The organism is Pseudomonas sp. GNP013 (assembly GCF_054343995.1).
The window spans coordinates 3,738,590-3,763,444 of record NZ_JBTGUT010000001.1; the positions used below are offsets into that span (position 1 = coordinate 3,738,590).

Genomic DNA, 24,855 nt, shown 5'->3' on the forward strand with positions numbered 1-24,855 from the left:
GCTCAGGCACGCATGCCTGAGCATAAAGCGTGGGAAAGTCTACCGGAGAAATGCCGCTTACGCGGTTTCTACCGTCGCAAATCCCTTGACCAGTTCGTCCAGTTGCTTGAGCTGAGCCAGGAACGGCTCCAGCTTGTCCAGGCGCAGGGCGCAGGGGCCGTCGCACTTGGCGTTGTCAGGGTCCGGATGGGCTTCCAGAAACAGGCCCGCCAGCGACTGGCTGATGCCAGCCTTGGCCAGGTCCAGCACCTGGGCACGGCGCCCACCGGCGGAATCGGCGCGACCGCCGGGCATTTGCAGCGCGTGGGTGACGTCGAAGAACACCGGGTATTCGAACTGTTTCATGATGCCAAAACCGAGCATGTCCACCACGAGGTTGTTGTAGCCGAAGCTCGAACCGCGCTCGCAGAGAATCAACTGGTCGTTACCTGCTTCGACGCATTTGTTCAGGATGTGTTTCATTTCCTGGGGCGCGAGGAACTGGGCTTTCTTGATATTGATCACGGCGCCGGTCCTGGCCATCGCGACCACCAGGTCGGTCTGGCGCGACAGAAAAGCCGGCAACTGGATGATGTCGCACACCTCGGCGACCACGGCGGCCTGCTCAGGCTCGTGGACGTCGGTGATGATCGGCACGCCGAAGGCTTGCTTGATGTCCTGGAAGATCCGCATGCCTTCTTCAAGGCCCGGGCCGCGATAGGAGGTCACGGACGAGCGGTTGGCCTTGTCGAAGCTGGCCTTGAACACGTAAGGGATACCCAGTTTCTGGGTAACCTTGACGTACTCTTCACAGACCTGCATCGCCATGTCGCGGCTTTCCAGCACGTTCATGCCGCCGAACAGCACCATGGGCTTGTCGTTGGCAATTTCGATATCGCCTACGCGAATGATCTTCTGGGCCATCAGGGTTACGCCTTCTTCTGATGTTGCGTCAGTGCGGCTCTGACGAAACCGCTGAACAATGGATGACCATCGCGCGGTGTCGAGGTGAACTCGGGGTGGAACTGGCATGCCACGAACCATGGATGATCCGGCGCCTCGACCACTTCGACCAGCTTGCCGTCACCGGAACGACCGGAGATTTTCAGGCCGGCCTCTTTGATCTGCGGCAGCAGGTTGTTGTTCACTTCGTAGCGGTGACGGTGACGTTCGACGATCACGTCCTTGCCGTAGCAGTCGTGAACCAGCGAACCCGGCTCCAGCAGGCAGTCCTGTGCGCCAAGGCGCATGGTGCCGCCCAGGTCGGAGGTTTCGGTACGGGTTTCAACGGCGCCGGTGGCGTCTTCCCACTCGGTGATCAAGCCTACGACCGGGTGGCCGCTGGTGTGATCGAACTCGGTGGAGTTGGCGTCTTTCCAGCCCAGCACGTTACGGGCGAACTCGATAACGGCCACTTGCATGCCCAGGCAGATACCCAGGTACGGCACTTTGTTTTCACGGGCGTATTGAACGGCAGTGATCTTGCCTTCCACGCCACGCAGGCCGAAACCGCCGGGTACGAGGATCGCGTCAACACCTTCGAGCAACGCGGTGCCCTGGTTCTCGATGTCTTCGGAGTCGATGTAGCGCAGGTTGACCTTGGTACGGTTGCTGATACCGGCGTGGCTCATCGCTTCGATCAGCGACTTGTACGCGTCCAGCAGTTCCATGTACTTGCCGACCATGGCGATGGTGACTTCGTGCTCAGGGTTGAGCTTGGCGTCGACTACCGCTTCCCATTCGGAGAGGTCGGCGCTGCCGCACTGCAGGCCGAAGCGCTCGACGACAAAATCATCCAGGCCTTGCGCATGCAGGATGCCCGGGATCTTGTAGATGGTGTCGGCGTCTTCCAGGCCAATCACCGCTCGTTCTTCAACGTTGGTGAATTGCGCGATCTTGCGACGCGAGGAGATGTCGATCGGGTGATCGGAGCGGCAGATCAGTACGTCCGGCTGCAGGCCGATGGAACGCAGTTCCTTGACGGAATGCTGGGTCGGCTTGGTTTTGGTCTCGCCGGCGGTGGCGATGTACGGCACCAGGGTAAGGTGCATCAGCATCGCGCGCTTGGCGCCGATTTCGAAACGCAGCTGACGGATGGCTTCGAGGAACGGCTGGGATTCGATGTCACCCACGGTGCCGCCGATCTCGACCATCGCCACGTCGGCATCGCCTGCACCCTTGATGATGCGGCGCTTGATTTCGTCGGTGATGTGCGGGATGACCTGAATGGTTGCACCCAGGTAATCACCACGGCGCTCTTTGCGCAGCACGTGCTCGTAGACGCGGCCGGTGGTGAAGTTGTTGTTCTGGGTCATGGTCGTGCGGATGAACCGCTCGTAGTGGCCCAGGTCCAGGTCGGTTTCGGCGCCGTCGTGAGTGACGAACACCTCACCGTGCTGGAACGGGCTCATGGTGCCCGGATCGACGTTGATGTACGGGTCCAGCTTGAGCATGGTGACCTTAAGTCCCCGCGCCTCCAGGATGGCCGCCAATGAAGCGGAGGCAATGCCTTTCCCCAATGAAGAAACAACACCGCCCGTGACGAATATGTAGCGCGTCATGAAAAACCCTAGAAGTCTGCGTTAAAGCGGTCCGAGCCGCCGGGGAAAGCGAAGGAAGGCCGAAGCCCCCGATCACCTGCATTAATCACAGTGCACCTTTCAAAAAAACCGCCGCGTGGTGACAGACCAGCAATGGAACACCGGTACGTTGATCGCTACACATTTTTTGGAATCGCCCAGCAAAGACTGCTTGGTAATCGGCAACTGCTGCGATTCAGGCGAATCCACAGAAGTTGTATCAAGAAGGGAGCGTAGTCTACCGGAAAGGCTCTATCAGCTCAAACCTTGATCGCAGCTCTGTGGCACCCAATGCAATTGCCAGCCACCCGGCGGCATGGCCCATAACCCTGCAAGGCATGGGGCAGCCAACAATCGTTCGCCCTGATACAGCAGCGGCAATCTGCCACGGACGAAGCCCGGCAACCCACTTTCATTAAGCAGACGCTTCAAGTCGCGCCGCCCGCGACCTGGCACTTCGATGATTTCGCCGCCTTGGCGATAACCGATCACCAGCGGACCGTCAGGGGCTTTGCCGATAAATTTCAGCTGACCATTGCCGGGTAACTCTAGTGGGTTTTGCGGATCGGGCCAGCTCACCGACGCATCGGAAAATTCCGACCACGTGGCGGGCAACCACCAGATGCGCTCGCCGCAACGGTGCAATTCGCCGTCCGCCAGGCGCCATATGGGCTGAGCGTCGGCCTTGGCATCGCGCAGGGAATACCAACTGGCCCAGTGGTCGCTGTCGGGTAAACGGGTCAGTGGGTTCAGCCAATGGCGCAGAGCGTTGCGTTGTCGGGCGTCGGAAAGCTCGCGCAATGGCGCAATGGCCAATGACGGTAGCGGCAGCCACGGAAACGCCGAAGGCTGTTCGCAGGCGTGCAGGTCCGAGACGGCCAACTCGTCGAGCAGGCCCTGGGCTTCGCTCAAGTGCTCAGCGGTGCGGGCCAGGCTTGTTACGGCCTGGGGCCACCGTTCAGTCAACGCCGGGAGCACACGATGGCGCAGGTAATTGCGCGAGAACCGAGGATCGGCGTTCGAGGGGTCTTCGATCCACTTCAATTGGTGCTCGTGGGCGTAGGCTTCCAATTCAACACGCGCAGCATCCAGCAACGGCCGCACCAAGTGCCCACTCGCCAACGCGCGACGGGCGGGCATTGCCGCCAACCCGCGCACCCCGGCCCCACGCAGCAGGCGGAACAACAGGGTTTCGGCCTGATCATCGCGATGCTGGCCTGTCAGGATCACCTCCCCTGCCCCGACCAGCTCGGCAAACGCTTGATAACGCGCATCACGGGCGGCGCGCTCAAGGCTTGCGCCGGGCAGGACCTGCACGCGCATCACCCGCAACGGTACGCCCAGGCCGTCACACACTGCCTGACAATGCTCGGGCCAGGCGTCGGCCGCCGTTTGCAGGCCGTGGTGGACATGCACAGCACGCAGGGGAGGAGTGTTTGCCAGAGCGGCCAGGAGATGCAGCAGGACGGTGGAATCAAGCCCGCCGGAAAAAGCGACATGCCAGACCGGCGCGTTGCGCCAGGGGGCCAGGGTTTGCAGGAGCTTGGCGGGTAGCGTTGGCTTCATCAAAAATACCGGCGCAGAACTGGAGTACGGTAGCCAAGCATACACAAAGCAAATGTGGGAGCGGGCTTGCTCGCGAAGGCGGTGTGTCAGTCAATGAACATGTCGACTGATATACCGCGTTCGCGAGCAAGCCCGCTCCCACATTAGTACTGCATTGTCTGCCGGATCAGTGCTTGATCAGAGACCGTAGCTCATCAAACGCTCATAACGACGAGCCAGCAGCGCTTCGTTATCCAGCTTCTTGAGCATCGCCAGTTGCGAACCCAATTCAGCACGGATGGTCGCGGCGGCCGCAGCCGGGTCGCGGTGCGCGCCACCCAATGGCTCGGCGATGACCTTGTCGACGATACCCAGGCCCTTGAGGCGATCGGCAGTAATGCCCATGGCTTCCGCGGCGTCCGGCGCCTTTTCGGCGGTTTTCCACAGGATCGAGGCGCAACCTTCCGGCGAGATCACCGCGTAGGTCGAATATTGCAGCATGTTCAGTTGGTCGCACACGCCAATCGCCAGTGCACCGCCGGAGCCACCTTCACCAATCACCGTGGCGATGATCGGGGTTTTCAGGCGGGACATGACGCGCAGGTTCCAGGCAATCGCTTCGCTCTGGTTGCGCTCTTCAGCGTCGATGCCAGGGTAAGCGCCCGGCGTGTCGATGAAGGTCAGGATCGGCATTTTGAAGCGTTCGGCCATTTCCATCAGGCGGCAGGCCTTGCGGTAGCCTTCCGGACGCGGCATGCCGAAGTTGCGGCGCACTTTCTCGCGCACTTCACGGCCTTTCTGGTGACCGATCACCATCACCGGCTGGTCGTCCAGGCGCGCAATGCCGCCCACGATAGCGGCGTCGTCGGAGAAGTGACGGTCGCCATGCAGTTCGTCGAACTCGGTGAAGATGTGCTGGATGTAATCCAGGGTGTACGGACGTCGCGGGTGGCGAGCCAGGCGCGCGATCTGCCAGCTGGTCAGCTTGCCGAAGATGTCTTCGGTGAGCGTGCTGCTCTTGTCTTGCAGGCGAGCGATTTCATCGCCGATGTTCAGCGAATTGTCATTGCCGACCAGGCGCAGTTCTTCGATCTTGGCTTGCAGGTCAGCGATCGGCTGTTCGAAATCAAGAAAATTCGGGTTCATAAGCGTCCGTCTTGGGTCGACGGCCAGGGCGTGCCTGGCCAGCCGGTTGTCTGTTCGCGCCCTACCTTAAGGGAGAGGCGCGTCCAGGTCGAGATTAAATGTTTCGTCGAGTTCAGGCGTTTCTCTTGATGAAAAAGAAAACTGCCTGGCCGTCAACGGTATTGGAGGAAGACGTTGTCACGGCCGAACTGGTCACGCAATGCTTGAATCAAGCCATCGGCAGGGTCAATTCGCCAGGTCTCGCCGAATTGCAGCATGGCCTTGGCGTCATTGCCGGTGTACTCCATGGTCACCGGACAGGCGCCACGGTGGCGTTTGAGCAGATCCCCCAGCCAGCGTAGCTGGTCGCCCTTGAGCGCTTCGGTTTTCACCTTCAAACGCAGGCTTTCAGCCAGGTTGGTGCGCGCGTCCTCCATGCTCATCACCCGCTTGATGCGCAGGCGCAGGCCGCCGGAGAAGTCGTCGTTGCTGACCTCACCTTCCACCACCACCATGGCGTCGGTCTGCAACAGCGACTGGGCGGAGTGGAACGCGTCGGCAAACAGCGACGCTTCGATCCGGCCCGAGCGGTCGTCGAGGGTGATGAAGCCCATCTTGTCGCCCTTTTTGTTTTTCATCACGCGCAGCGCGATGATCATGCCGGCCACGGTCTGGGTGTCGCGCGCCGGCTTCAGGTCGATGATGCGCTGGCGGGCGAAACGACGGATCTCGCCTTCGTATTCGTCGATCGGGTGACCGGTGAGGTACAGGCCCAGGGTGTCTTTTTCACCCTTGAGGCGTTCCTTGAGGGTCAGATCCTTGGCCTTGCGGTGGTTGGCGTATACATCCGCATCTTCTTCGACGAACAGCCCGCCAAACAGGTCGGCGTGGCCGCTGTCATGGGTGCGGGCGGTCTGCTCGGCGGCCTTGATCGCCTCTTCCATGGCGGTCAGCAGCACCGCACGATTACGGTCGATATTGGCCTGATACGCCTTGGGCTCATCATGGAAGTAAGGGCCCAGGCGGTCGAGGGCGCCGCTGCGGATCAGGCCGTCCAGGGTGCGCTTGTTGATGCGCTTGAGGTCGACACGCGCGCAGAAATCGAACAGGTCGGTGAACGGCCCATCCTGGCGTGCTTCGGTGATCGCCTCAACCGGGCCTTCGCCCACCCCTTTGATCGCGCCCAGGCCATAGATGATGCGGCCTTCGTCGTTCACCGTGAACTTGAACTCCGAGGCGTTCACGTCCGGCGCGTCAAGGCGCAGCTTCATGGTGCGCACTTCCTCGATCAAGGTCACGACCTTGTCGGTGTTGTGCATGTCCGCCGAGAGTACGGCGGCCATGAACGGCGCCGGGTAGTGAGCCTTGAGCCAGGCGGTCTGGTACGACACCAGCCCGTAGGCGGCGGAGTGGGATTTGTTGAAGCCGTAACCGGCGAATTTTTCCACCAGATCGAAGATGTTACCGGCCAGGTCTGCGTCGATATTGTTGGTCGCGCAACCCTCAATGAAACCGCCGCGCTGCTTGGCCATTTCCTCGGGTTTCTTTTTACCCATGGCGCGACGCAGCATGTCCGCGCCGCCAAGGGTGTAGCCGGCCATGACCTGGGCAATCTGCATCACCTGTTCCTGATACAGGATGATGCCGTAGGTCGGTGCCAATACCGGCTTGAGGCCTTCGTACTGGTAGTCGGAGTGCGGGTAGGCCAGCTCGGCGCGGCCGTGCTTGCGGTTGATAAAGTCATCAACCATGCCCGATTGCAGCGGGCCCGGACGGAACAGGGCCACCAGTGCGATCAGGTCTTCCAGGCAGTCGGGCTTGAGCTTTTTGATCAGCTCCTTCATGCCGCGCGACTCGAGCTGGAACACGGCGGTGGTTTCCGCTTTTTGCAGCAACTGGTAAGTCGGCTTGTCGTCCAGCGGAATAAACGCGATATCCAGCGGTGCTTCGTCGACCTTGGCGCGCTCGCGGTTGATGGTCTTGAGCGCCCAGTCGATGATCGTCAGGGTCCGCAGGCCGAGGAAGTCGAACTTCACCAGGCCGGCCGCCTCTACGTCATCCTTGTCGAACTGGGTTACCAGGCCGTCGCCTTCTTCGTCGCAATAAATAGGCGAAAAGTCAGTGAGCTTCGTAGGCGCGATCACCACACCGCCGGCGTGCTTACCGACGTTACGCACCACGCCTTCCAGCTTGCGTGCCATGTCCCAGATTTCGGCGGCTTCTTCATCGACCTTGATGAAGTCGCGCAGGATTTCTTCCTGCTCGTAGGCTTTTTCCAGGGTCATGCCGACTTCGAACGGGATCATCTTCGACAGGCGATCGGCCAGGCCGTAGGACTTCCCCTGCACTCGCGCCACGTCACGGATGACCGCTTTCGCCGCCATGGAACCAAACGTGATGATCTGGCTGACCGCGTTGCGGCCGTACTTTTCGGCCACGTATTCGATTACGCGGTCGCGACCGTCCATGCAGAAGTCGACGTCGAAGTCGGGCATGGAGACCCGTTCCGGGTTCAGGAAGCGTTCGAACAGCAGGTCATATTCCAGCGGGTCGAGGTCGGTGATCTTCTGCACATAAGCCACCAGCGAACCGGCACCCGACCCCCGGCCCGGGCCTACCGGCACGCCGTTGCTTTTGGCCCACTGGATAAAGTCCATTACGATCAGAAAGTAACCGGGGAAACCCATCTGGATGATGATATCCAGCTCGAAATTCAGCCGATCCACATAGACCTGACGCTTGGCCTCGTAGTCCTCGGTGGTGTCCCTGGGCAGCAGCACGCTAAGGCGCTCTTCCAGGCCATCGAACGACACCTTGCGGAAATACTCATCGATGGTCATGCCATCGGGAATCGGGAAGTTGGGCAGGAAGTGCTTGCCCAGCTTCACTTCGATATTGCAGCGCTTGGCGATCTCGACGGAGTTTTCCAGGGCCTCGGGGAGGTCGCTGAACAGCTCGGCCATCTCATCGGCGCTTTTGAGGTATTGCTCTTCGCTGTAGTTTTTCGAGCGGCGCGGGTCGTCAAGGGCGCGGCCTTCACCGATGCACACGCGGGTTTCGTGGGCTTCGAAATCTTCCTTCTTGATAAAGCGTACATCGTTGGTCGCCACCAGCGGCGCGCCCAGCTTGTCGGCCAGGGCCACGGCGGCGTGCAGGTGTTCTTCATCGTTGGGGCGGTTGGTGCGCTGCACTTCCAGGTAGAAGCGATCAGGAAAAACATGCATCCATTCGCGCGCCAGCACTTCGGCTTCCTGGGGATTGCCGCCCAGCAGCGCGATGCCAATCTCACCCTCTTTAGCCGCCGAGAGCATGATCACGCCCTCGCTGGCCTGCGCCACCCATTCGCGCTCGATGATGATCGAACCGTTGCGCTGCCCGTCGATAAAACCACGGGAAATCAGTTCGGTGAGGTTGCGATAACCCACGCCGTTCATCGCCAGCAGGCTGATGCGGCTCAGCGGGTTATCCGGGTCCTTGTTGGACAGCCACAGGTCGACGCCGCAGATCGGCTTGATCCCGGCGCCCATGGCGTTTTTGTAGAACTTGACCAGGGAACACATGTTGTTCTGATCGGTAACCGCTACTGCGGGCATGTTCATGCCCACCAGCGTCTTGACCAACGGCTTGATGCGTACCAGGCCGTCGACCAGCGAGTATTCAGTGTGCAGGCGCAGGTGAACGAATGAAGCCGGCATAGTGATCCTGTCCAAACATGGAAACAACAAGGCCCGGGATTGTACCGGGCCTTGGCAAAAACATCAGCTTTGGGACTAAACCTCGATCAGGCTCGCGCGCAGCTCATAGGCCTGGCGCACCGGGGCGAACGAGCGTCGATGGATCGGGGTGGGCCCCAGCCGGGCCAGCGCTTCCAGATGAACGGGCGTCGGGTAGCCCTTATGCCCCCCCATGCCATAGCCGGGATAGATCAACTCGAACGCAGCCATCTCGCGATCACGGCTGACCTTGGCCAGGATTGAGGCCGCCGCAATCGCCGGTACCTTGCTGTCGCCCTTGACCACAGCTTCGGACGGCATCGCCAGTCTGGGGCAACGGTTGCCGTCGATCATCGCCATTTTCGGCGTGATATGCAGGCCTTCCACCGCGCGCTGCATGGCGAGCATGGTGGCGTGCAGAATGTTCAACCTGTCGATTTCTTCGACCTCGGCGCGGGCAATATGCCAGCTCAGCGCCTTTTCACAGATCTCGTCGTAGAGCTTTTCACGGCGTGCTTCGGTGAGTTTTTTCGAGTCATTCAGGCCCAGGATCGGCCGGTTCGGGTCGAGAATCACGGCGGCCGTCACGACTGCGCCACACAGCGGGCCGCGCCCTACTTCGTCGACACCGGCCACCAGCTCGTCGGCGTGCGCAACCAGGCTGAAATCCAGGCCCATTTGCTTGCTCATAAGGCCTCCTGTGTATGACCGATCAAGTTCAACACGGCATCGGCCGCCTGGTTCGAGGCATCCCGGCGCAGGGTGCGGTGGATGTCGTCGAAACCACGGGTCTGCTCTTCGCCGCCGTCGATCAAGGGTAGTAGGGTTTGCGCGAGGGCGGCAGGCGTTGCGTCGTCCTGCAACAGCTCCGGCACCAGCAGGCGTTGGGCCAGCAGGTTGGGCAGGGAGATGTAGGGGCTCTTGACCATGCGCTTGAGAATCCAGAACGTCAGCGGCGCCAGGCGATAGGCCACGACCATCGGGCGCTTGTACAGCAAGGCCTCCAGAGTCGCGGTGCCCGAGGCGATGAGCACCGCGTCGCAGGCAGCCAGGGCCAGGTGCGACTGGCCATCGAGCAAGGTCAGCGGCAGGTTGCGCCCGTCGAGCAGCGTCTCGATCTGCGCACGCCGTTGCGGGCTGGCGCAGGGCAGCACGAAGCGAATACCCGGCCTCATGGCCAGCAGGCGCTCTGCGGCGTCAAAAAACAATGCGCCCAGGCGCCCGACTTCGCCACCCCGGCTGCCCGGCATCAGCGCAACCAACGGGCCATCAGGCAATCCCAGCTCGGCACGCGCCGCAGCGCGGTCAGCCTGCAAGGGAATCGCATCGGCCAGCGTATGGCCGACAAACCGTACCGGCACGCCCTGCTCTTGGTAAAACCTGGCCTCGAAGGGCAGCAGGGTGAGCATCAGGTCGCAGCCCTCGCGGATTTTCAGCACGCGCTTCTGCCGCCATGCCCATACGGACGGGCTGACGTAATGCACGGTCTTGATCCCGGCCTGACGCAGCTTGAGCTCGATATTAAGGGTGAAATCCGGCGCGTCGATGCCGATAAAGACGTCGGGCTTTTCTTCGATCAGGGTCTGAATCAGCAGCTTGCGCCGTGCCAGCAGTTCACGCAGACGGCCCAGTACCTCAACCAGTCCCATGACCGACAAGCGTTCCATGGGGAAGTAGGACGTGAGGCCCTCGGCCTGCATGAGAGGCCCACCGACGCCGATGAATTCGACTGCCGGGTGGCGGGCCTTCAGCGCCCGCATCAGGCCTGCGCCCAGAATATCGCCGGAAGCTTCTCCGGCCACCAGCGCGATACGCACAGTGGCCATGATCAGCGGGTGATGCCGCGAGTCGACGCCTGGATCGAGTCACGGAACACCGCGACTTCCGGGAACAGCGTTGCCGGCTCGGTCAATTCAGTCAGCGCCTGTTCAACCGTGAGGCCCTGGCGGTAGACCGTCTTGTAGGCGCGGCGCAAGGCGTGGATGGCGTCATCGCTGAAACCTCGGCGGCGCATGCCTTCGAAATTCATGCTGCGGGCTTCGGCCGGGTTGCCGAAGACCGTGACAAATGCCGGTACATCCTTGCCGATGGCGGTGCCCATGCCGGAAAAGCTGTGGGCGCCAATATGGCAATACTGATGCACCAGCGTGAAACCCGACAGGATCGCCCAGTCGTCAACGTGCACATGGCCGGCCAACGCGGTGTTGTTGACCAGGATGCAATGGTTGCCGATGACACTGTCGTGTCCGATATGCGCGTACGCCATCACCAGGTTGTGATCACCCAGCGTGGTTTCGGCACGATCCTGTACGGTGCCACGGTGAATGGTCACGCCTTCACGAATGATGTTGTGATCACCGATTACCAGGCGTGTTTCCTCACCCTTGTACTTCATGTCCGGGGTGTCTTCACCTACCGACGAAAACTGGTAGATGCGATTGTGTTTGCCAATACGGGTCGGCCCCTTGAGGATCACGTGCGGCCCGATGACAGTACCCTCGCCGATTTCCACACCTGCGCCGACGATCGACCAAGGGCCAACCTCTACGCCTGCGGCCAGAACGGCCGACGGATCGATGATTGCGCGAGGGTCAATCAAACTCATAGTTTGCGTTCCGCACAGATGATTTCGGCGGAGCACACCGCCTTGCCATCCACCGAAGCCTGGCACTCGAACTTCCAGATCTGGCGCTTGCAGCTGATGAACCTGGCTTCCAGGATCAACTGGTCACCCGGGGTGACCGGGTTGCGAAAACGCAGCTTGTCGGAACCCACGAAATAGTAAAGCGTGCCGTCGGCAGGCTTGAGGTCGAGCATTTTGAAACCAAGGATACCGGCAGCCTGGGCCATCGCTTCGATGATCAACACGCCTGGCATGATGGGATGCGCAGGAAAGTGACCGTTGAAGAACGGCTCGTTGATGCTGACATTCTTGTAGGCACGAATGCGCTTTTCCTCAATGTTCAGGTCCACTACGCGGTCCACCAGCAGGAACGGGTAACGGTGAGGCAGGTATTCGCGAATCTCGTTGATGTCCATCATTTCGTGGGGAAGCCTGTAATAAAATTGGGGGCGGGCGGACTAAAGGCACGCCCCGCTGGCAAATCAAGGAGGCAGTCTAGCGGCTGTGCACACTTGATATGGAAATGGTATCAGCCTTGTGATGAAGCATTACCGTCAGGGGTCACGTCCCCGACACGCTTTTCCAGCTGTTTGAGACGTCGAGCCATGTCGTCGAGCTGCCGCAAGCGTGCTGCACTTTTGCGCCATTCAGCTGCGGGCTGCATAGCGGTACCGGAAGAATAGGCACCCGGCTCGGTAATCGAGTGGGTCACCATGGTCATGCCGGTAATGAACACGTTGTCACAGATATCGATATGCCCCACCAGCCCAACACCACCGGCGAGCATGCAATGCTTGCCGATTCTGGTACTGCCGGAAATGCCCACGCATGCCGCCATGGCGGTGTGATCGCCAATCTGCACGTTGTGGGCAATCTGAATCTGATTGTCGAGCTTCACGCCGTTACCGATCACGGTGTCGGCCAGGGCGCCGCGATCCACAGCGGTGTTGACACCGATCTCCACGTCGTCGCCGATCAATACGCCGCCGACCTGGGCGATCTTGTGCCAGACACCCTTGGCATTGGCAAAACCGAAGCCTTCGCCACCGATCACCGCGCCCGACTGGATCACCACGCGCTGTCCGATACGCACATCGTGGTACAGGGTCACACGGGGCGCCAGCCAGCCATCGGCACCTATTTCACAGCGCGCACCGATAAAGCAATGCGCGCCGACGGTAACGCCCGCGGCAATACGCGCACCGCTCTCGATCACGGCGAAGGCGCCGATGCTGGCGGCAGGATCAACCTGGGCATCCTCGGCGATCACGGCCGATGGGTGAATACCACCGGCAGCCCTGGGTTTTGGATCGAACAGGTGCGAGGCTTTGGCGTACGACAGGTACGGGTCGGCTACCACCAGCGCATCCCCGACGTAACCCTCGGCATCTGCGGCCTTCAGCAACACGGCTGCGGCCTGACAGTCGACCAGGTATTTACGGTATTGGGGATTTGCGAGGAAGCTCAACTGAGCTGGGCCAGCCTCCTGCAAGGTGGCTAGCCCAGTGATTTCCTTCTCCGGGGAGCCACACAAGGTGGCGCCCAGGAACTCGGCCAACTCGCCGAGCCTGATAGTCGCGGTCATGGCTTACTTCAGCTGGTTCATGCGCTCGATCACCTGACGGGTGATGTCGTATTGAGGTTTGACGTCAATCACGGCGCCGCGCTCGAACACCAGGTCAAAGGCACCTTTCTTGATGACTTCTTCCACAGCGCTGTCCAGTTTCGGCTTGAGCTGCTTGAGCATTTCGCGGTCGGCAACAGCCTTGGCTTCGTTCAGTTCTTTGGACTGGAACTGGTAGTCACGGGCCTTTTGCTTGAATTCAAGCTCCAGGCGCTCGCGCTCGCCCTGCTGCATCTTGTCGCCACCGGCGACCAGACGATCCTGAATGCCCTTGGCGCTGCTTTCCAGAGTCTTGAGCTTGGTCAGTTGCGGACCGAATTTCTTCTCGGCATCCACGGCGTAACGCTTGGCCGCGTCGGATTCGAGCAAGGCCATCTGATAGTTCAGCACGGCGATTTTCATTTCGGCGAAGGCCGGGGTGGTTACCAGCACGGTGGCCAGCAGGACCAATTGAGTCAACTTACGCACGATGTACTCCTACAGAATCCGTTGTCGTTATCTTGGGTCAGACGCTTAGAACGTCTGGCCGAGGGAGAATTGGAAAATCTGGGTTTCAGCGTTATCCGGTTTCTTGATCGGCATGGCCAGAGCAAAGCTCAACGGACCCAACGCGGTCACCCAGGTCACACCCACACCCACGGAGCTCGCCAGATTGCTGAGGCTCACGTCGTTACACTGGGTATTGGACTTCACGCCGCTCGGGTTGGTGATCTGGTCACACTTGGAATCGAACACGTTACCCACGTCCCAGAAGACCGAAGTACGCAGAGACCGCTGGTCTTTAACGAACGGCAGTGGGAACAGGACTTCCGCGCCACCCTGGATCAGCACGTTACCACCGAACGGCAGTGGGTCGTTGTCCGAGTCCACCTGGGTGCCCTGGTTACCGGTAAACGCCTGACCACGGCTCGGCGTACCACGAGGACCCAAGGTACTGTCCTTGAAGCCACGTACCGAGTTGAAACCACCTGCGTAGTAGTTCTCATAGAACGGCAGGCCATTGGTTGAACCGTAACCGTCGCCATAGCCCAGCTCGGTATGCAGGCGCAGGGTGTAGTTATCGGTCAACGGCTGGAACAACTGGCCGCGGTAATCGAGCTTGAAGAACGACAGGTCGCTGCCCGGCGTGGTGACTTCTGCAGTCAGGCTTTGGGAATGGCCACGGGTCGCCAGTACACCTTTGTTCAGGGTCGATTCGGACCAGCCGGCAGACGCCTTGAAGTTCAGGAACTTGTCGCCTTCACGACGGGTGAAGTCAAAGATCTCATCCACGGTGTAAACACCGGTCTTGATCTCATCCTGCTGTGCGGTGAGGCCGAAGGTCAGACGCGAGGTCTCACTGATCGGATAACCGATGTTGACGCCAGCACCCAGGCTGTCGATCGCGTAGCTTGCCACGTCGACATCGAGGTCTTTGTAGTCGGTGGTGCGGTAGAAGGCGTTGTAGCCCAGGCTGACACCGTCAGCCGTCCAGTAGGGGTCGGTATAACCGAAGTTATAGCGGCTCTGGTATTCGCTTCGGGTCAGGCCGATGGACACACGGTTACCGGTACCGAGGAAGTTGTTCTGAGTGATCGAGCCACCGAGGATCAGGCCGGCACTCTGTGCAAAGCCGACGCTGGCGGTGATCGAACCCGAAGCTTGTTCCTCAACGGCGTAGTTCACGTCAACCTGGTCGTCCACACCCGGTACGGCCGGGGTCTCGACGTTGACCTCCTTGAAGAAGCCCAGGCGCTCAAGACGGGTCTTGGACTGGTCGATGAGGTAAGTCGACGCCCAGCCACCTTCCATCTGGCGCATTTCGCGGCGCAGCACTTCGTCGGCGGACTTGGTGTTGCCACGGAAGTTGATGCGGTTGACGTAGGCACGCTTGCCGGGATCGACCACGAAGGTGATGTCCACGGTGTGGTCTTCGTCATGGGGAGTCGGCACACCGTTGACGTTGGCGAAGGTGTAGCCTTCGTTGCCCAGACGACGAGTGATCAGCTCGGACGTGGTGGTCATCAGCTTGCGCGAGAACACCTGGTCTTTCTGCACCAGCAAGAGGGACTTGACCTGGTCTTCAGGGACTTTCAGGTCGCCGCTCAGCTTGACGTCACGAACCTTGTACTTCTCACCTTCATTGACGTTGACGGTGATGTACACATGTTTCTTGTCCGGGGTGATGGACACCTGGGTCGAAGCGATATCCATGTTGATATAGCCACGGTCCAGGTAGAAGGAACGCAGGCGTTCCAGGTCACCGGAGAGTTTTTCACGGGCGTACTTGTCATCGTTCTTGAAGAACGACAGCCAGTTGGTGGTCTTGAGCTCGAACAGGCCGACCAGTTCGTCATCATCGAACTTGGTGTTGCCCACCACGTTGATGTGCTGAATGGCGGCCACGGTGCCTTCGTTGATGTTGACCTTGAGGCCCACACGGTTACGCGGCTGCGGCACCACTTCGGTCTCGACCGTGGCCGAGTAACGACCCTGGGCAACGTACTGGCGTTGCAGTTCGTTACGCACACCTTCGAGCGTGGCACGCTGGAAGATCTCGCCCTCGGCCAGGCCCGATTGCTTGAGGCCCTTCATCAGGTCTTCAGTGGAGATCGCCTTGTTGCCTTCGATCTCGATACTGGCGACGGAAGGTCGCTCGACGACGGTGATGACCAGGACGTTACCTTCGCGACCCAGTTGGATGTCTTGAAAGAAACCGGTTTTGAACAGCGCACGAGTGGATTCCACCAGGCGACGATCATCCGCCTGTTCCCCGACGTTCAACGGCAAGGCACCAAAGACGCTACCTGCGGAAACCCGCTGGAGGCCGTTGACGCGAATATCGGAGATAGTGAAGGACTCGGCGTGAACTTCGGCGATCATCAATACGGTGAGAACCGCAGTTAGCAGCAGACGTTTCATGAAGTCCTTTCTTATTCCAACTGGCAATAAACAAACTGCCGCAAAATGCGGCAGATTCGCAATTCAGCGAAGCGTTACAGACGACCCAGATCGTTGACCAGGGCTAACAACATCACCCCGACCACCAAACTGATACCGATCTGTATCCCCCAACCCTGCACCCGATCCGACAAGGGGCGACCACGCACCCACTCGACCAGATAAAACAACAGATGCCCCCCATCCAGTACAGGGATGGGCAACAAATTCAGAACTCCAAGGCTGATACTCAGATAAGCCAGGAAATTCAGGAAATCCGCGACACCCGACTGGGCAGAAGCGCCCGCCACTTTAGCAATGGTTATCGGTCCACTCAAGTTTTTTACCGAGAGCTCGCCGAACAACATTTTCTTGAGGGACTCCAGGGTCAGCACACTCATGGTCCAGGTGCGTTTCGCGCCCTCGCCAATCGCATCCAACGGCCCGAAGCTGACCTCGCGCACCATCGACGGCGGCCACTCCGGGCTTTTCACTCCGGCACCCAGGTAACCCCCGGCCGCCTTGGCTTCGCCACGAACCGACAAGGTCACGGGGACGTCGATTTGCACGGCATCACGCTCGACTTTCAGCACAATTTTGCTGTCAGGACGTACACGCACCAGATCGACCACTTGCTGCCAGTCATTCAGCGGCTGGCCATCGAGCGCCAGCAGGCGGTCGCCGGTTTTCAGACCTGCGGCCTGGGCCGGGCCTTTCGGATCCAGCTCGGCGAGCACCGGAGGCAACGATGGACGCCACGGCCGGATACCCAGGGATTTGATCGGATCAGGCTCGTCAGCGCCCTTGAGCCAATGGTCCAGCGCCAATGCACGCGGGGTTTCGGCGCTGGAATCCTGCTCGCGCACCACCACATTGACGGTGCCGCTCTCACCCAGGCGGCGCACCAGCTGCAAATTGACCGCGCCCCAACCCGTGGTCGGCTCGCCATCAATGGAAACTATCTCTTGCCCCGCCGTCAGACCGGCCTTGGCTGCGATGCTCTGCGCCTCGACCGCGCCAATGACCGGGCGCACCTGCTGGCTGCCCAGCATGGCCAATACCCAGAAGAACACCATGGCCAGCAGGAAGTTGGCGATCGGGCCTGCGGCAACAATGGCGATACGCTGACGAACGGTCTTGCGATTGAAGGACTGGTCCAACTGATCAGCCGGCACTTCGCCTTCGCGCTCATCGAGCATCTTGACGTAACCACCCAGCGGGATGGCTGCGATCACGAATTCGGTGCCCTGGCGGTCGTGCCAACGCACCAGCGGCATACCGAAGCCGACGGAAAAGCGCAGCACCTTCACGCCACAACGGCGTGCCACCCAGAAGTGGCCGAATTCGTGGAAGGTAACCAGCACACCCAGAGCAACCAGGGTGCCGACAATCATGTAGAGCGCACTCATCTAATTTCTCCGCATTCCAATCCAGTGCCCACAGGCTCAAACATGCCCACCGACTAACGCGCGTTGCGGTTCAGCCATTGCTCGGCCAGGGCCCGGGCCTTTGTATCAGCCTCGAACACCGCCGCCAACTCATTCACGGCCACTACCGGCTCAAGGTTCAGGACGTCGTCGATGATACTCGCGATCTGCGGAAAGCGGATGCGCCGTTCGAGAAACGCCGCCACGGCCACTTCATTGGCCGCATTGAGCATCGCCGGGGCGCTGTTGCCTGCGTCTGCCGCCTGGCGCGCCAGGCGCAGGCACGGAAAACGCTGCTCGTCCGGCGCTTCGAAGTCCAGGCGGGCAATGGCAAACAAGTCCAGGGGTGCGACCCCCGAATCAATCCGCTCCGGCCACGCCAGGGCATTGGCGATGGGCGTACGCATGTCGGGATTGCCCAACTGCGCCAGCACCGAACCGTCCACATAGTCGACCAGGGAATGAATCACACTTTGCGGGTGGATCACCACCTCGACCTGCTCCGGCCGCGCATCGAACAGCCAGCACGCCTCGATCAGTTCCAGGCCCTTGTTCATCATGCTGGCCGAGTCGACGGAAATCTTGCGGCCCATGGACCAGTTCGGATGGGCGCACGCCTGCTCCGGCGATACATGCTCCAGCTGCGCCAGCGGAGTTTGCCGGAAAGGCCCACCGGAGGCGGTCAACAGAATCCGACGCACGCCCACCTGATTGAGGCCACGGGCGAAATCACCGGGCATGCACTGGAAAATAGCGTTATGTTCGCTGTCCAGAGGCAGCAGCACGGCGCCGCTCTTGCGCACCGCCTGCATAAAGAGCGCGCCGGACATTACCAGCGCCTCTTTATTGGCCAGCAGAATTTTCTTGCCGGCATCGACTGCAGCCAACGTCGGACGCAGTCCGGCGGCACCGACGATGGCAGCCACCACCGTGTCGACTTCGGCGTCCGCTGACACCTGGCACAACCCCTCCTCGCCCACCAGCACCCGAGTGGCCAGCCCGGCAGCGCGCAGATCATCCTGCAAGCCGCGCGCAGCCGCCGCCTCAGGCACCACGGCAAAGCGCGGCACATGGCGCACGCACAGCGCCAGCAATTCCTTCACGCGCGTGAAGCCCGTAAGGGCGAACACCTGATAGCGCTCAGGATGCCGCGCAATCACATCCAGGGTGCTCAGCCCTATCGAACCCGTAGCACCCAGCACCGTTACCTGTTGCGCACGACTCACGAAGCGATCATCCACAACAGCACGGCAAAGATCGGAATGGCAGCGGTGAGACTGTCGATACGGTCCAGCACGCCGCCGTGGCCCGGCAGCAGGTTGCTGCTGTCCTTGATCCCGGCCTGGCGCTTGAACATGCTTTCGGTGAGGTCACCCACCACCGAAATAAACACCACGATCGCTGTGCCCACCAGACCCAGGAGAATTTCCTTCAGTGACCAGTCGCGCACAATCCCGACTACCAGCGTGATCAGCAGCGTCAACGCGAGCCCGCCGTACACGCCCTCCCAGCTTTTACCGGGACTGACGGCCGGAGCGAGCTTGCGCTTGCCGAAGGCACGGCCGGAAAAGTACGCGCCAATGTCCGCCCCCCAGACCAGCACCATCACCGCCAGGATCAATTGGTTACCAATCGGGAAACGCTTGATCTCCACCAGCCCTTGCCAGGCCGGCAGCAGAATCAGCAGGCCGATCACCAATTTGCAGGCGACACTGGACCAGTGGCCGCTGGTGCGCGGATAAGTCAGCACGAGGAATGTCGCCATCGCCCACCACAGCACCGCCGCACCCAACACCCAGGGCGCGATGTCCGGCAGGATGTACATCAGGAACAGCAGCACCGCCACCACCGCGGCGTAGACCACACGTGGCAGTTGGCTGGTGAAGCCCGCCAGACGCGCCCATTCCCAGGCACCCAGCGTCACGACCAGACCGATAAACAGTGCAAAGCCGGAACCGTCGAGCAGGAAAAACCCGCACAGCGCGATAGGCAGCAGGATGAGTGCCGTGATGATTCGTTGTTTAAGCATTTAAACCCGGGCTCCAGCTTCGATCTGCTCGCTCGTTTTACCGAAGCGACGCTGACGGGAAGCGAAATCAGCCAGCGCATTGCGCATGGCATCGTGTTTGAAGTCCGGCCAGAACAGGTCGGAGAAATACAGCTCGGTATAAGCCAGCTGCCACAACAGGAAATTGCTGATGCGGTGCTCGCCACCGGTGCGAATGCACAAGTCCGGCAACGGCAGATCGCCGGTCACCAGGCAGGTCTGCAACAGTTCGGGCGAGATGTCTTCCGGTTGCAAGTGACCGGCCTGCACTTCTCTGGCCAGTCGCTGCGCAGCCTGGGCGATATCCCACTGACCGCCATAGTTGGCGGCGATCTGCAGCACAAAACGGTCGGCGCCGGCAGTAATCGCCTCGGCTTCGCGCATGGCGGTCTGCAGTTCAGGATGAAAGCGCGAGCGGTCGCCAATGATACGCAGGCTGATCTTGTTGTCATTGAGGCGCTTGGCTTCGCGACGCAGAGCCTTGAAGAACAGGTCCATCAAGGCACTGACTTCGTCGGCCGGGCGCTGCCAGTTCTCACTGGAGAAGGCAAACAGCGTGAGCACCTCGACCTTGGCCTCGGCACACACCTCAATCACTGCCCGTACCGCGTCGACACCCGCTTTATGCCCGGCAACACCCGGCATAAAGCGCTTCTTCGCCCAGCGATTATTCCCATCCATGATGATCGCGACATGGCGCGGCACCACGGAGGGCACAGTCTGCTTGGTCTTTTCCATGAAGGCGTCCTGACCCCTTATACGGCCATCAGGTCCTTTTCTTTCTCGTCGGTGGCCTTGGTGATCTGCGCCTCGGCATCCTTGGTCAGCTTGTCGATATCGGCGACGGCACGACGCTCTTCGTCTTCGCTGATTTCCTTGTCCTTGACCAGCTTCTTCAGGTCACCCAGGGCATCGCGACGGATGTTACGCACAGCAACGCGCGCATCTTCTGCCGCGCTGCGCGCCTGCTTGGTGAAGCCCTTGCGAGTCTCTTCGGTCAGCGCCGGCATGGAGATCAGCAGCAACTCGCCCAGGTTGGTCGGGTTGAGGTTCAGGCCGGCGCTCTGGATGGCCTTGTCGACGGCGCCGAGCATGTTGCGCTCAAACGCCACGACCTGCAGGGTGCGCGAGTCCTTTACGGTGATGTTGGCCACCTGAGTGATGGAGGTGTCTGCGCCGTAGTACGGCACCATCACGCTGCCCAGAATGCTTGGGTGAGCCTTGCCTGTACGAATCTGACCAAATGCATGGTTCAGGGAGTCCAGGGATTTCTGCATACGCTCTTGAGCGTCTTTCTTGATTTCGTTGATCATTGTTGGCCTTCCTCGATCAGAGTCCCTTCCGCGCCGCCGTGTACGATGTTCAGCAGGGCGCCGGGCTTGTTCATGTTAAATACGCGCAGCGGCATTTTGTGGTCGCGGCACAGGCAAATAGCCGTCAGGTCCATCACGCCCAGCTTGCGATCCAGCACTTCATCGTAGGTCAGATGATCGAACTTCTCGGCATGCGGGTCTTTGAATGGGTCTGCGGTGTACACACCGTCCACCTTGGTGGCCTTGAGCACCACGTCGGCATCGATTTCGATGGCACGCAGGCACGCCGCCGAATCGGTGGTGAAGAACGGGTTACCGGTGCCGGCGGCAAAGATCACCACCTCTTTGGAATTGAGATGGCGCATGGCTTTGCGGCGATCATAGTGATCGGTCACGCCCACCATGGAAATAGCCGACATCACGATGGCCGAGATATTGGCTCGCTCCAGCGCGTCACGCATGGCCAGGGCGTTCATCACAGTGGCCAGCATGCCCATGTGGTCACCGGTCACACGGTCCATGCCGGCCGCACTCAGCGCGGCACCGCGAAACAGGTTGCCGCCGCCGATCACGAGGCCGACCTGCACACCAATGCCAACCAACTGGCCGACTTCCAGCGCCATGCGGTCGAGCACTTTGGGATCGATCCCGAACTCTTCCGAGCCCATCAGGGCCTCGCCGCTGAGCTTGAGTAGAATGCGTTTATAGCGAGCCTGATAACCACTGCCCTGCTGAGCCATTGCGAATCTCTCCTGCGGCGTATTTTTTAAAAATTCTTGGCGAGCCGTTTACGGCTTGCGTTCACTCTAGCTGGACGCTGTCACAGCGCCATCGGAACACGGCTTTGTAAGCCAGTTCCGAAGGGAAGCCAAATTAAATCGGCCTGCCCATTTGAAAAGAGGCTGCGCGCGTGAGCGGGCAGCCTCTTTCGGGCGACAGTTGAAACCTGTCTTATTGCTTGGCGGCAGCCAGCTGGGCAGCAACTTCTTCAGCGAAGTTGTCGACCGGCTTCTCGATGCCTTCGCCTACCTTGAAGTAAGTGAAGGAAACGATTTCGGCACCGGCTTTCTTGGCCAGCTCGCCAACCTTGATTTCAGGGTTCTTGACGAACGCCTGCTCAACCAGGCTTGCTTCGGCCAGGAACTTGCTGATACGGCCTTTGACCATGTTCTCAACAATGTTTTCTGGCTTGCCTTTGATTTTTTCTTCGTTCAGCTGCAGGAACACAGCTTTTTCACGCTCGATGGCTTCAGCAGAAACTTCCGAAGGCAGCAGGAACTCAGGGTTGCTGGCCGCTACGTGCATAGCGATGTCCTTGGCCAGCTCAACGTTGCCGCCTTTGAGCACAACGGCAACACCGATCTTGTTACCGTGCAGGTAACCACCGACAACATCACCTTCAACGCGAACCAGGCGACGGATGTTGACGTTTTCGCCAACCTTGCCGACCAGTACCAGGCGATCCGCTTCCTGAGCTTCGATCAGCGGAGCGACGTCAGTCAGTTTGTCGGCGAACGCTTTTTCAACGCTGGCGGCAACAAACGCCTTGAAGTCATCCTGCAGGGCCAGGAAGTCGGTCTGCGAGTTCACTTCCAGCAGCACGGCAGATTTGCCGTCTTCCTTCAGAGCGATCGCGCCTTCAGCGGCCACGTTGCCTGCTTTCTTGGCAGCCTTGATGGCGCCGGAAGCACGCATGTCATCAATGGCTTTTTCGATGTCGCCGTCAGCCTTTTCCAGGGCTTTCTTGCAATCCATCATGCCTTCGCCAGTACGCTCACGCAGTTCTTTAACCAACGCTGCAGTAATTGCTGCCATTTTCAAATTCCTCTTGGATAGGTTTTCAACCATTCCACCCGATCGAACGGGGGATCAATTCTTCCCGAATCACCGTCGCAGGCCGCTGCACGTTACAGTTGCACTGTTGCGCTGCCACAAGTGGGCGCCGACAAACGGTTTCCGAGGGGGCAAAAAGGGGGCCAAGCCCCCTTTTTGCTTACTGAGTCAACGCCAGGGCGTCAATTACTCAGCTGCGGCTACCGGAGCTTCTTCAACGAACTGCTCGGTGCCACCAGCAACGTGGTTGCGACCACGGATAACAGCGTCGGCCATCGAACCCATGTACAGCTGGATAGCGCGGATTGCGTCATCGTTGCCCGGGATGATGTAGTCAACGCCTTCCGGGCTGCTGTTGGTATCGACAACGCCGATAACCGGGATGCCCAGCTTGTTGGCTTCGGTGATCGCGATGCGCTCGTGATCAACGTCGATCACGAACAGTGCGTCAGGCAGGCCGCCCATGTCCTTGATACCACCCAGGGAACGATCGAGCTTTTCCAGATCGCGAGTGCGCATCAGCGCCTCTTTCTTGGTCAGCTTGGCGAAAGTACCGTCTTCGGCTTGCACTTCAAGGTCACGCAGACGCTTGATGGAAGCACGGATGGTTTTGAAGTTGGTCAGCATGCCGCCCAACCAGCGGTGATCGACGTACGGCGAACCGCAACGTGCTGCTTCTTCAGCAACGATCTTGCCGGCGGAACGCTTGGTGCCGACGAACAGAATCTTGTTTTTGCCCTGGGCCAGGCGCTCTACGAAGGTCAGTGCTTCGTTGAACATCGGCAGGGTTTTTTCAAGGTTGATAATGTGAATCTTGTTACGCGCGCCGAAAATGTACTTGCCCATTTTCGGGTTCCAGTAACGGGTCTGGTGACCGAAGTGCACACCGGCCTTCAGCATATCGCGCATGTTGACTTGGGACATGATAGTTCCTTAATAAGTCGGGTTTGGCCTCCACGTATCCCAATGACCAACCAGCGGCATCAAGGCCTCCGGCACCCAGGTCATCGTGTCGACACGTGTGTGGATTTAAGCTCTGCGGGGTATCCCCGGAAAGCGGCGCATTTTATACCACGGCGAAGACGAAAACGGAACTCGAAATCACATCCGGCCTGCGCAACCCGACTGTAACCCTTTGAATAGAGCCAATTTAGCCCCACCTTATAGAGAGAAGCGATCATCAGGGGCTCATGATTTGCCGCCCGCGTCTGATAGAATCGCGTTTTTTGCGGCTTGTGCGAATTCTGTAACCTTTTATCGCACGCCCTTGAACCGTATTGATTTCAGCGCGTTGCGCTAGAGAGAGTCCGTATGACCGTTAGTTTGAAAACCGCCGAAGACATCGCCGGCATGCGCATCGCCGGCAAGCTGGCTGCGGATGTGCTGGAAATGATCGCCGAACACGTCAAGCCCGGCGTCACCACCGAAACCCTGAACCAGATCTGCCACGATTACATCGTCAATGTACAGGGCGCCATCCCCGCACCGCTCAACTACAAGGGTTTCCCCAAGTCGATCTGCACCTCGGTCAACCACGTGGTGTGCCATGGCATCCCGGGCGACAAACCGCTGAAGGACGGCGACACCCTGAACATCGACGTCACGGTGATCAAGGACCGCTACTTCGGCGACACCAGCCGCATGTTCCATGTCGGCAACGTGCCGGTCTGGGCCGAACGCCTGTCCCAGGTGACCCAGGAATGCATGTACAAGGCCATCGAGATCGTCAAACCCGGCTGCCGCCTGGGCGACATCGGTGAAGTGATCCAGAAGCACGCCGAAAAGAACGGCTTCTCGGTGGTCCGTGAATTCTGCGGCCACGGCATCGGTACCGTGTTCCATGAAGAGCCGCAGATCCTGCACTACGGCCGTGCCGGCACCGGCATGGAGCTCAAAGCGGGCATGACTTTCACCATCGAACCGATGATCAACCAGGGCAAGGCCGACACCAAGGTGCTGGGCGACGGCTGGACGGCCATCACCAAGGACCGCAAGCTCTCGGCCCAGTGGGAACACACCTTGCTCGTCACCGAGACCGGCTACGAGATCTTCACCCTGCGCGCCGACGACACGATTGCACGCGTCTCGCCATAAGGCTTGCGCTGGTTTTCCCACGTTGCGTGCGACT

General features: G+C 59.9%; 21 protein-coding genes. 1 reads left to right on the top strand and 20 read right to left on the bottom strand.

Features of this window, described 5'->3' with window-relative positions; genetic code table 11:
• Positions 1-57: 57 nt before the first annotated feature.
• The 20 genes from kdsA to rpsB all read right to left on the bottom strand — a co-directional run bounded on the left by kdsA (position 58) and on the right by rpsB (position 23,651).
• On the bottom strand, positions 58-903 hold the full coding sequence (gene kdsA / locus ACXX81_RS16425; protein WP_057007795.1) for a 3-deoxy-8-phosphooctulonate synthase: 846 nt from the start codon (positions 901-903) through the stop codon (positions 58-60).
• A gap of 5 nt (positions 904-908) precedes the next feature.
• Entirely contained in the window at positions 909-2,540 is a 1,632-nt protein-coding gene (gene pyrG / locus ACXX81_RS16430) for a CTP synthase (RefSeq protein ID WP_458572052.1), read from the bottom strand.
• Positions 2,541-2,813: 273 nt separating this feature from the next.
• Positions 2,814-4,124 carry a tRNA lysidine(34) synthetase TilS gene (gene tilS, locus ACXX81_RS16435; protein WP_458572053.1) on the bottom strand — a complete coding sequence of 437 codons (1,311 nt, stop codon included), beginning with the start codon at positions 4,122-4,124 and terminating at the stop codon, positions 2,814-2,816.
• A 177-nt stretch (positions 4,125-4,301) separates the two neighbouring features.
• Positions 4,302-5,249: an acetyl-CoA carboxylase carboxyltransferase subunit alpha gene (locus ACXX81_RS16440; RefSeq protein ID WP_003172288.1), complete on the bottom strand. Its 948-nt coding sequence runs from the start codon at positions 5,247-5,249 to the stop codon at positions 4,302-4,304.
• A gap of 152 nt (positions 5,250-5,401) precedes the next feature.
• Positions 5,402-8,923 (bottom strand): DNA polymerase III subunit alpha, encoded by a 3,522-nt coding sequence (gene dnaE / locus ACXX81_RS16445; protein ID WP_458572054.1) that lies wholly within the window; start codon positions 8,921-8,923, stop codon positions 5,402-5,404.
• A 75-nt stretch (positions 8,924-8,998) separates the two neighbouring features.
• Positions 8,999-9,631: a ribonuclease HII gene (gene rnhB, locus ACXX81_RS16450; protein WP_209989555.1), complete on the bottom strand. Its 633-nt coding sequence runs from the start codon at positions 9,629-9,631 to the stop codon at positions 8,999-9,001.
• Positions 9,628-10,767, bottom strand: coding sequence for a lipid-A-disaccharide synthase (gene lpxB / locus ACXX81_RS16455; protein WP_458572055.1), 1,140 nt, complete (start codon positions 10,765-10,767; stop codon positions 9,628-9,630). Before lpxB ends, rnhB begins: the two co-directional genes overlap by 4 nt.
• 2 nt (positions 10,768-10,769) lie before the next feature.
• Positions 10,770-11,546 (bottom strand): acyl-ACP--UDP-N-acetylglucosamine O-acyltransferase, encoded by a 777-nt coding sequence (gene lpxA, locus ACXX81_RS16460; protein WP_209989550.1) that lies wholly within the window; start codon positions 11,544-11,546, stop codon positions 10,770-10,772.
• Complete coding sequence (gene fabZ, locus ACXX81_RS16465; RefSeq protein WP_057007789.1) at positions 11,543-11,983, bottom strand: 3-hydroxyacyl-ACP dehydratase FabZ; 441 nt, start codon at positions 11,981-11,983, stop codon at positions 11,543-11,545. The genes lpxA and fabZ overlap by 4 nt, the downstream gene beginning before the upstream one ends.
• A gap of 110 nt (positions 11,984-12,093) precedes the next feature.
• A complete protein-coding gene (gene lpxD / locus ACXX81_RS16470; protein ID WP_458572056.1) occupies positions 12,094-13,149 on the bottom strand; it encodes a UDP-3-O-(3-hydroxymyristoyl)glucosamine N-acyltransferase in 1,056 nt (351 codons plus the stop codon).
• 3 nt (positions 13,150-13,152) lie between these two features.
• A complete protein-coding gene (locus ACXX81_RS16475) occupies positions 13,153-13,656 on the bottom strand; it encodes an OmpH/Skp family outer membrane protein (protein WP_003189173.1) in 504 nt (167 codons plus the stop codon).
• A 45-nt stretch (positions 13,657-13,701) separates the two neighbouring features.
• Positions 13,702-16,089, bottom strand: a complete 2,388-nt coding sequence (bamA, locus tag ACXX81_RS16480; protein ID WP_209989542.1) for an outer membrane protein assembly factor BamA — start codon at positions 16,087-16,089, stop codon at positions 13,702-13,704.
• A gap of 74 nt (positions 16,090-16,163) precedes the next feature.
• Positions 16,164-17,516 (bottom strand): sigma E protease regulator RseP, encoded by a 1,353-nt coding sequence (gene rseP / locus ACXX81_RS16485; RefSeq protein ID WP_458572057.1) that lies wholly within the window; start codon positions 17,514-17,516, stop codon positions 16,164-16,166.
• A gap of 53 nt (positions 17,517-17,569) precedes the next feature.
• Positions 17,570-18,760, bottom strand: a complete 1,191-nt coding sequence (gene ispC, locus ACXX81_RS16490; protein ID WP_231421988.1) for a 1-deoxy-D-xylulose-5-phosphate reductoisomerase — start codon at positions 18,758-18,760, stop codon at positions 17,570-17,572.
• Entirely contained in the window at positions 18,757-19,563 is an 807-nt protein-coding gene (locus ACXX81_RS16495; protein WP_209989534.1) for a phosphatidate cytidylyltransferase, read from the bottom strand. The genes ispC and ACXX81_RS16495 overlap by 4 nt, the downstream gene beginning before the upstream one ends.
• On the bottom strand, positions 19,564-20,319 hold the full coding sequence (gene uppS, locus ACXX81_RS16500) for a polyprenyl diphosphate synthase (RefSeq protein WP_209989532.1): 756 nt from the start codon (positions 20,317-20,319) through the stop codon (positions 19,564-19,566). It lies immediately after the preceding gene.
• Between the two features lie 17 nt (positions 20,320-20,336).
• Positions 20,337-20,894: a ribosome recycling factor gene (gene frr / locus ACXX81_RS16505; RefSeq protein ID WP_003231233.1), complete on the bottom strand. Its 558-nt coding sequence runs from the start codon at positions 20,892-20,894 to the stop codon at positions 20,337-20,339.
• Positions 20,891-21,634 (bottom strand): UMP kinase, encoded by a 744-nt coding sequence (gene pyrH / locus ACXX81_RS16510; protein ID WP_003189161.1) that lies wholly within the window; start codon positions 21,632-21,634, stop codon positions 20,891-20,893. Before pyrH ends, frr begins: the two co-directional genes overlap by 4 nt.
• A 211-nt stretch (positions 21,635-21,845) precedes the next feature.
• Entirely contained in the window at positions 21,846-22,709 is an 864-nt protein-coding gene (gene tsf, locus ACXX81_RS16515; protein WP_003231235.1) for a translation elongation factor Ts, read from the bottom strand.
• A 204-nt stretch (positions 22,710-22,913) separates the two neighbouring features.
• A complete protein-coding gene (gene rpsB, locus ACXX81_RS16520; RefSeq protein ID WP_003219330.1) occupies positions 22,914-23,651 on the bottom strand; it encodes a 30S ribosomal protein S2 in 738 nt (245 codons plus the stop codon).
• A 387-nt stretch (positions 23,652-24,038) separates the two neighbouring features.
• Here rpsB and map point away from each other — a divergent pair, with 387 nt between their 5' ends.
• A complete protein-coding gene (gene map / locus ACXX81_RS16525; RefSeq protein ID WP_209989528.1) occupies positions 24,039-24,821 on the top strand; it encodes a type I methionyl aminopeptidase in 783 nt (260 codons plus the stop codon).
• Positions 24,822-24,855 lie beyond the last annotated feature (34 nt).

Excerpts from the sequence above, each read along its gene's own strand:
- kdsA (WP_057007795.1), bottom strand. The coding sequence starts at position 903 with ATGGCCCAGAAGATCATTCGCGTAGGCGATATCGAAATTGCCAACGAC.
- pyrG (WP_458572052.1), bottom strand. The coding sequence starts at position 2,540 with ATGACGCGCTACATATTCGTCACGGGCGGTGTTGTTTCTTCATTGGGG.
- tilS (WP_458572053.1), bottom strand. The coding sequence starts at position 4,124 with ATGAAGCCAACGCTACCCGCCAAGCTCCTGCAAACCCTGGCCCCCTGG.
- ACXX81_RS16440 (WP_003172288.1), bottom strand. The coding sequence starts at position 5,249 with ATGAACCCGAATTTTCTTGATTTCGAACAGCCGATCGCTGACCTGCAA.
- dnaE (WP_458572054.1), bottom strand. The coding sequence starts at position 8,923 with ATGCCGGCTTCATTCGTTCACCTGCGCCTGCACACTGAATACTCGCTG.
- rnhB (WP_209989555.1), bottom strand. The coding sequence starts at position 9,631 with ATGAGCAAGCAAATGGGCCTGGATTTCAGCCTGGTTGCGCACGCCGAC.
- lpxB (WP_458572055.1), bottom strand. The coding sequence starts at position 10,767 with ATGGCCACTGTGCGTATCGCGCTGGTGGCCGGAGAAGCTTCCGGCGAT.
- lpxA (WP_209989550.1), bottom strand. The coding sequence starts at position 11,546 with ATGAGTTTGATTGACCCTCGCGCAATCATCGATCCGTCGGCCGTTCTG.
- fabZ (WP_057007789.1), bottom strand. The coding sequence starts at position 11,983 with ATGATGGACATCAACGAGATTCGCGAATACCTGCCTCACCGTTACCCG.
- lpxD (WP_458572056.1), bottom strand. The coding sequence starts at position 13,149 with ATGACCGCGACTATCAGGCTCGGCGAGTTGGCCGAGTTCCTGGGCGCC.
- bamA (WP_209989542.1), bottom strand. The coding sequence starts at position 16,089 with ATGAAACGTCTGCTGCTAACTGCGGTTCTCACCGTATTGATGATCGCC.
- rseP (WP_458572057.1), bottom strand. The coding sequence starts at position 17,516 with ATGAGTGCGCTCTACATGATTGTCGGCACCCTGGTTGCTCTGGGTGTG.
- ACXX81_RS16495 (WP_209989534.1), bottom strand. The coding sequence starts at position 19,563 with ATGCTTAAACAACGAATCATCACGGCACTCATCCTGCTGCCTATCGCG.
- uppS (WP_209989532.1), bottom strand. The coding sequence starts at position 20,319 with ATGGAAAAGACCAAGCAGACTGTGCCCTCCGTGGTGCCGCGCCATGTC.
- frr (WP_003231233.1), bottom strand. The coding sequence starts at position 20,894 with ATGATCAACGAAATCAAGAAAGACGCTCAAGAGCGTATGCAGAAATCC.
- pyrH (WP_003189161.1), bottom strand. The coding sequence starts at position 21,634 with ATGGCTCAGCAGGGCAGTGGTTATCAGGCTCGCTATAAACGCATTCTA.
- tsf (WP_003231235.1), bottom strand. The coding sequence starts at position 22,709 with ATGGCAGCAATTACTGCAGCGTTGGTTAAAGAACTGCGTGAGCGTACT.
- rpsB (WP_003219330.1), bottom strand. The coding sequence starts at position 23,651 with ATGTCCCAAGTCAACATGCGCGATATGCTGAAGGCCGGTGTGCACTTC.
- map (WP_209989528.1), top strand. The coding sequence starts at position 24,039 with ATGACCGTTAGTTTGAAAACCGCCGAAGACATCGCCGGCATGCGCATC.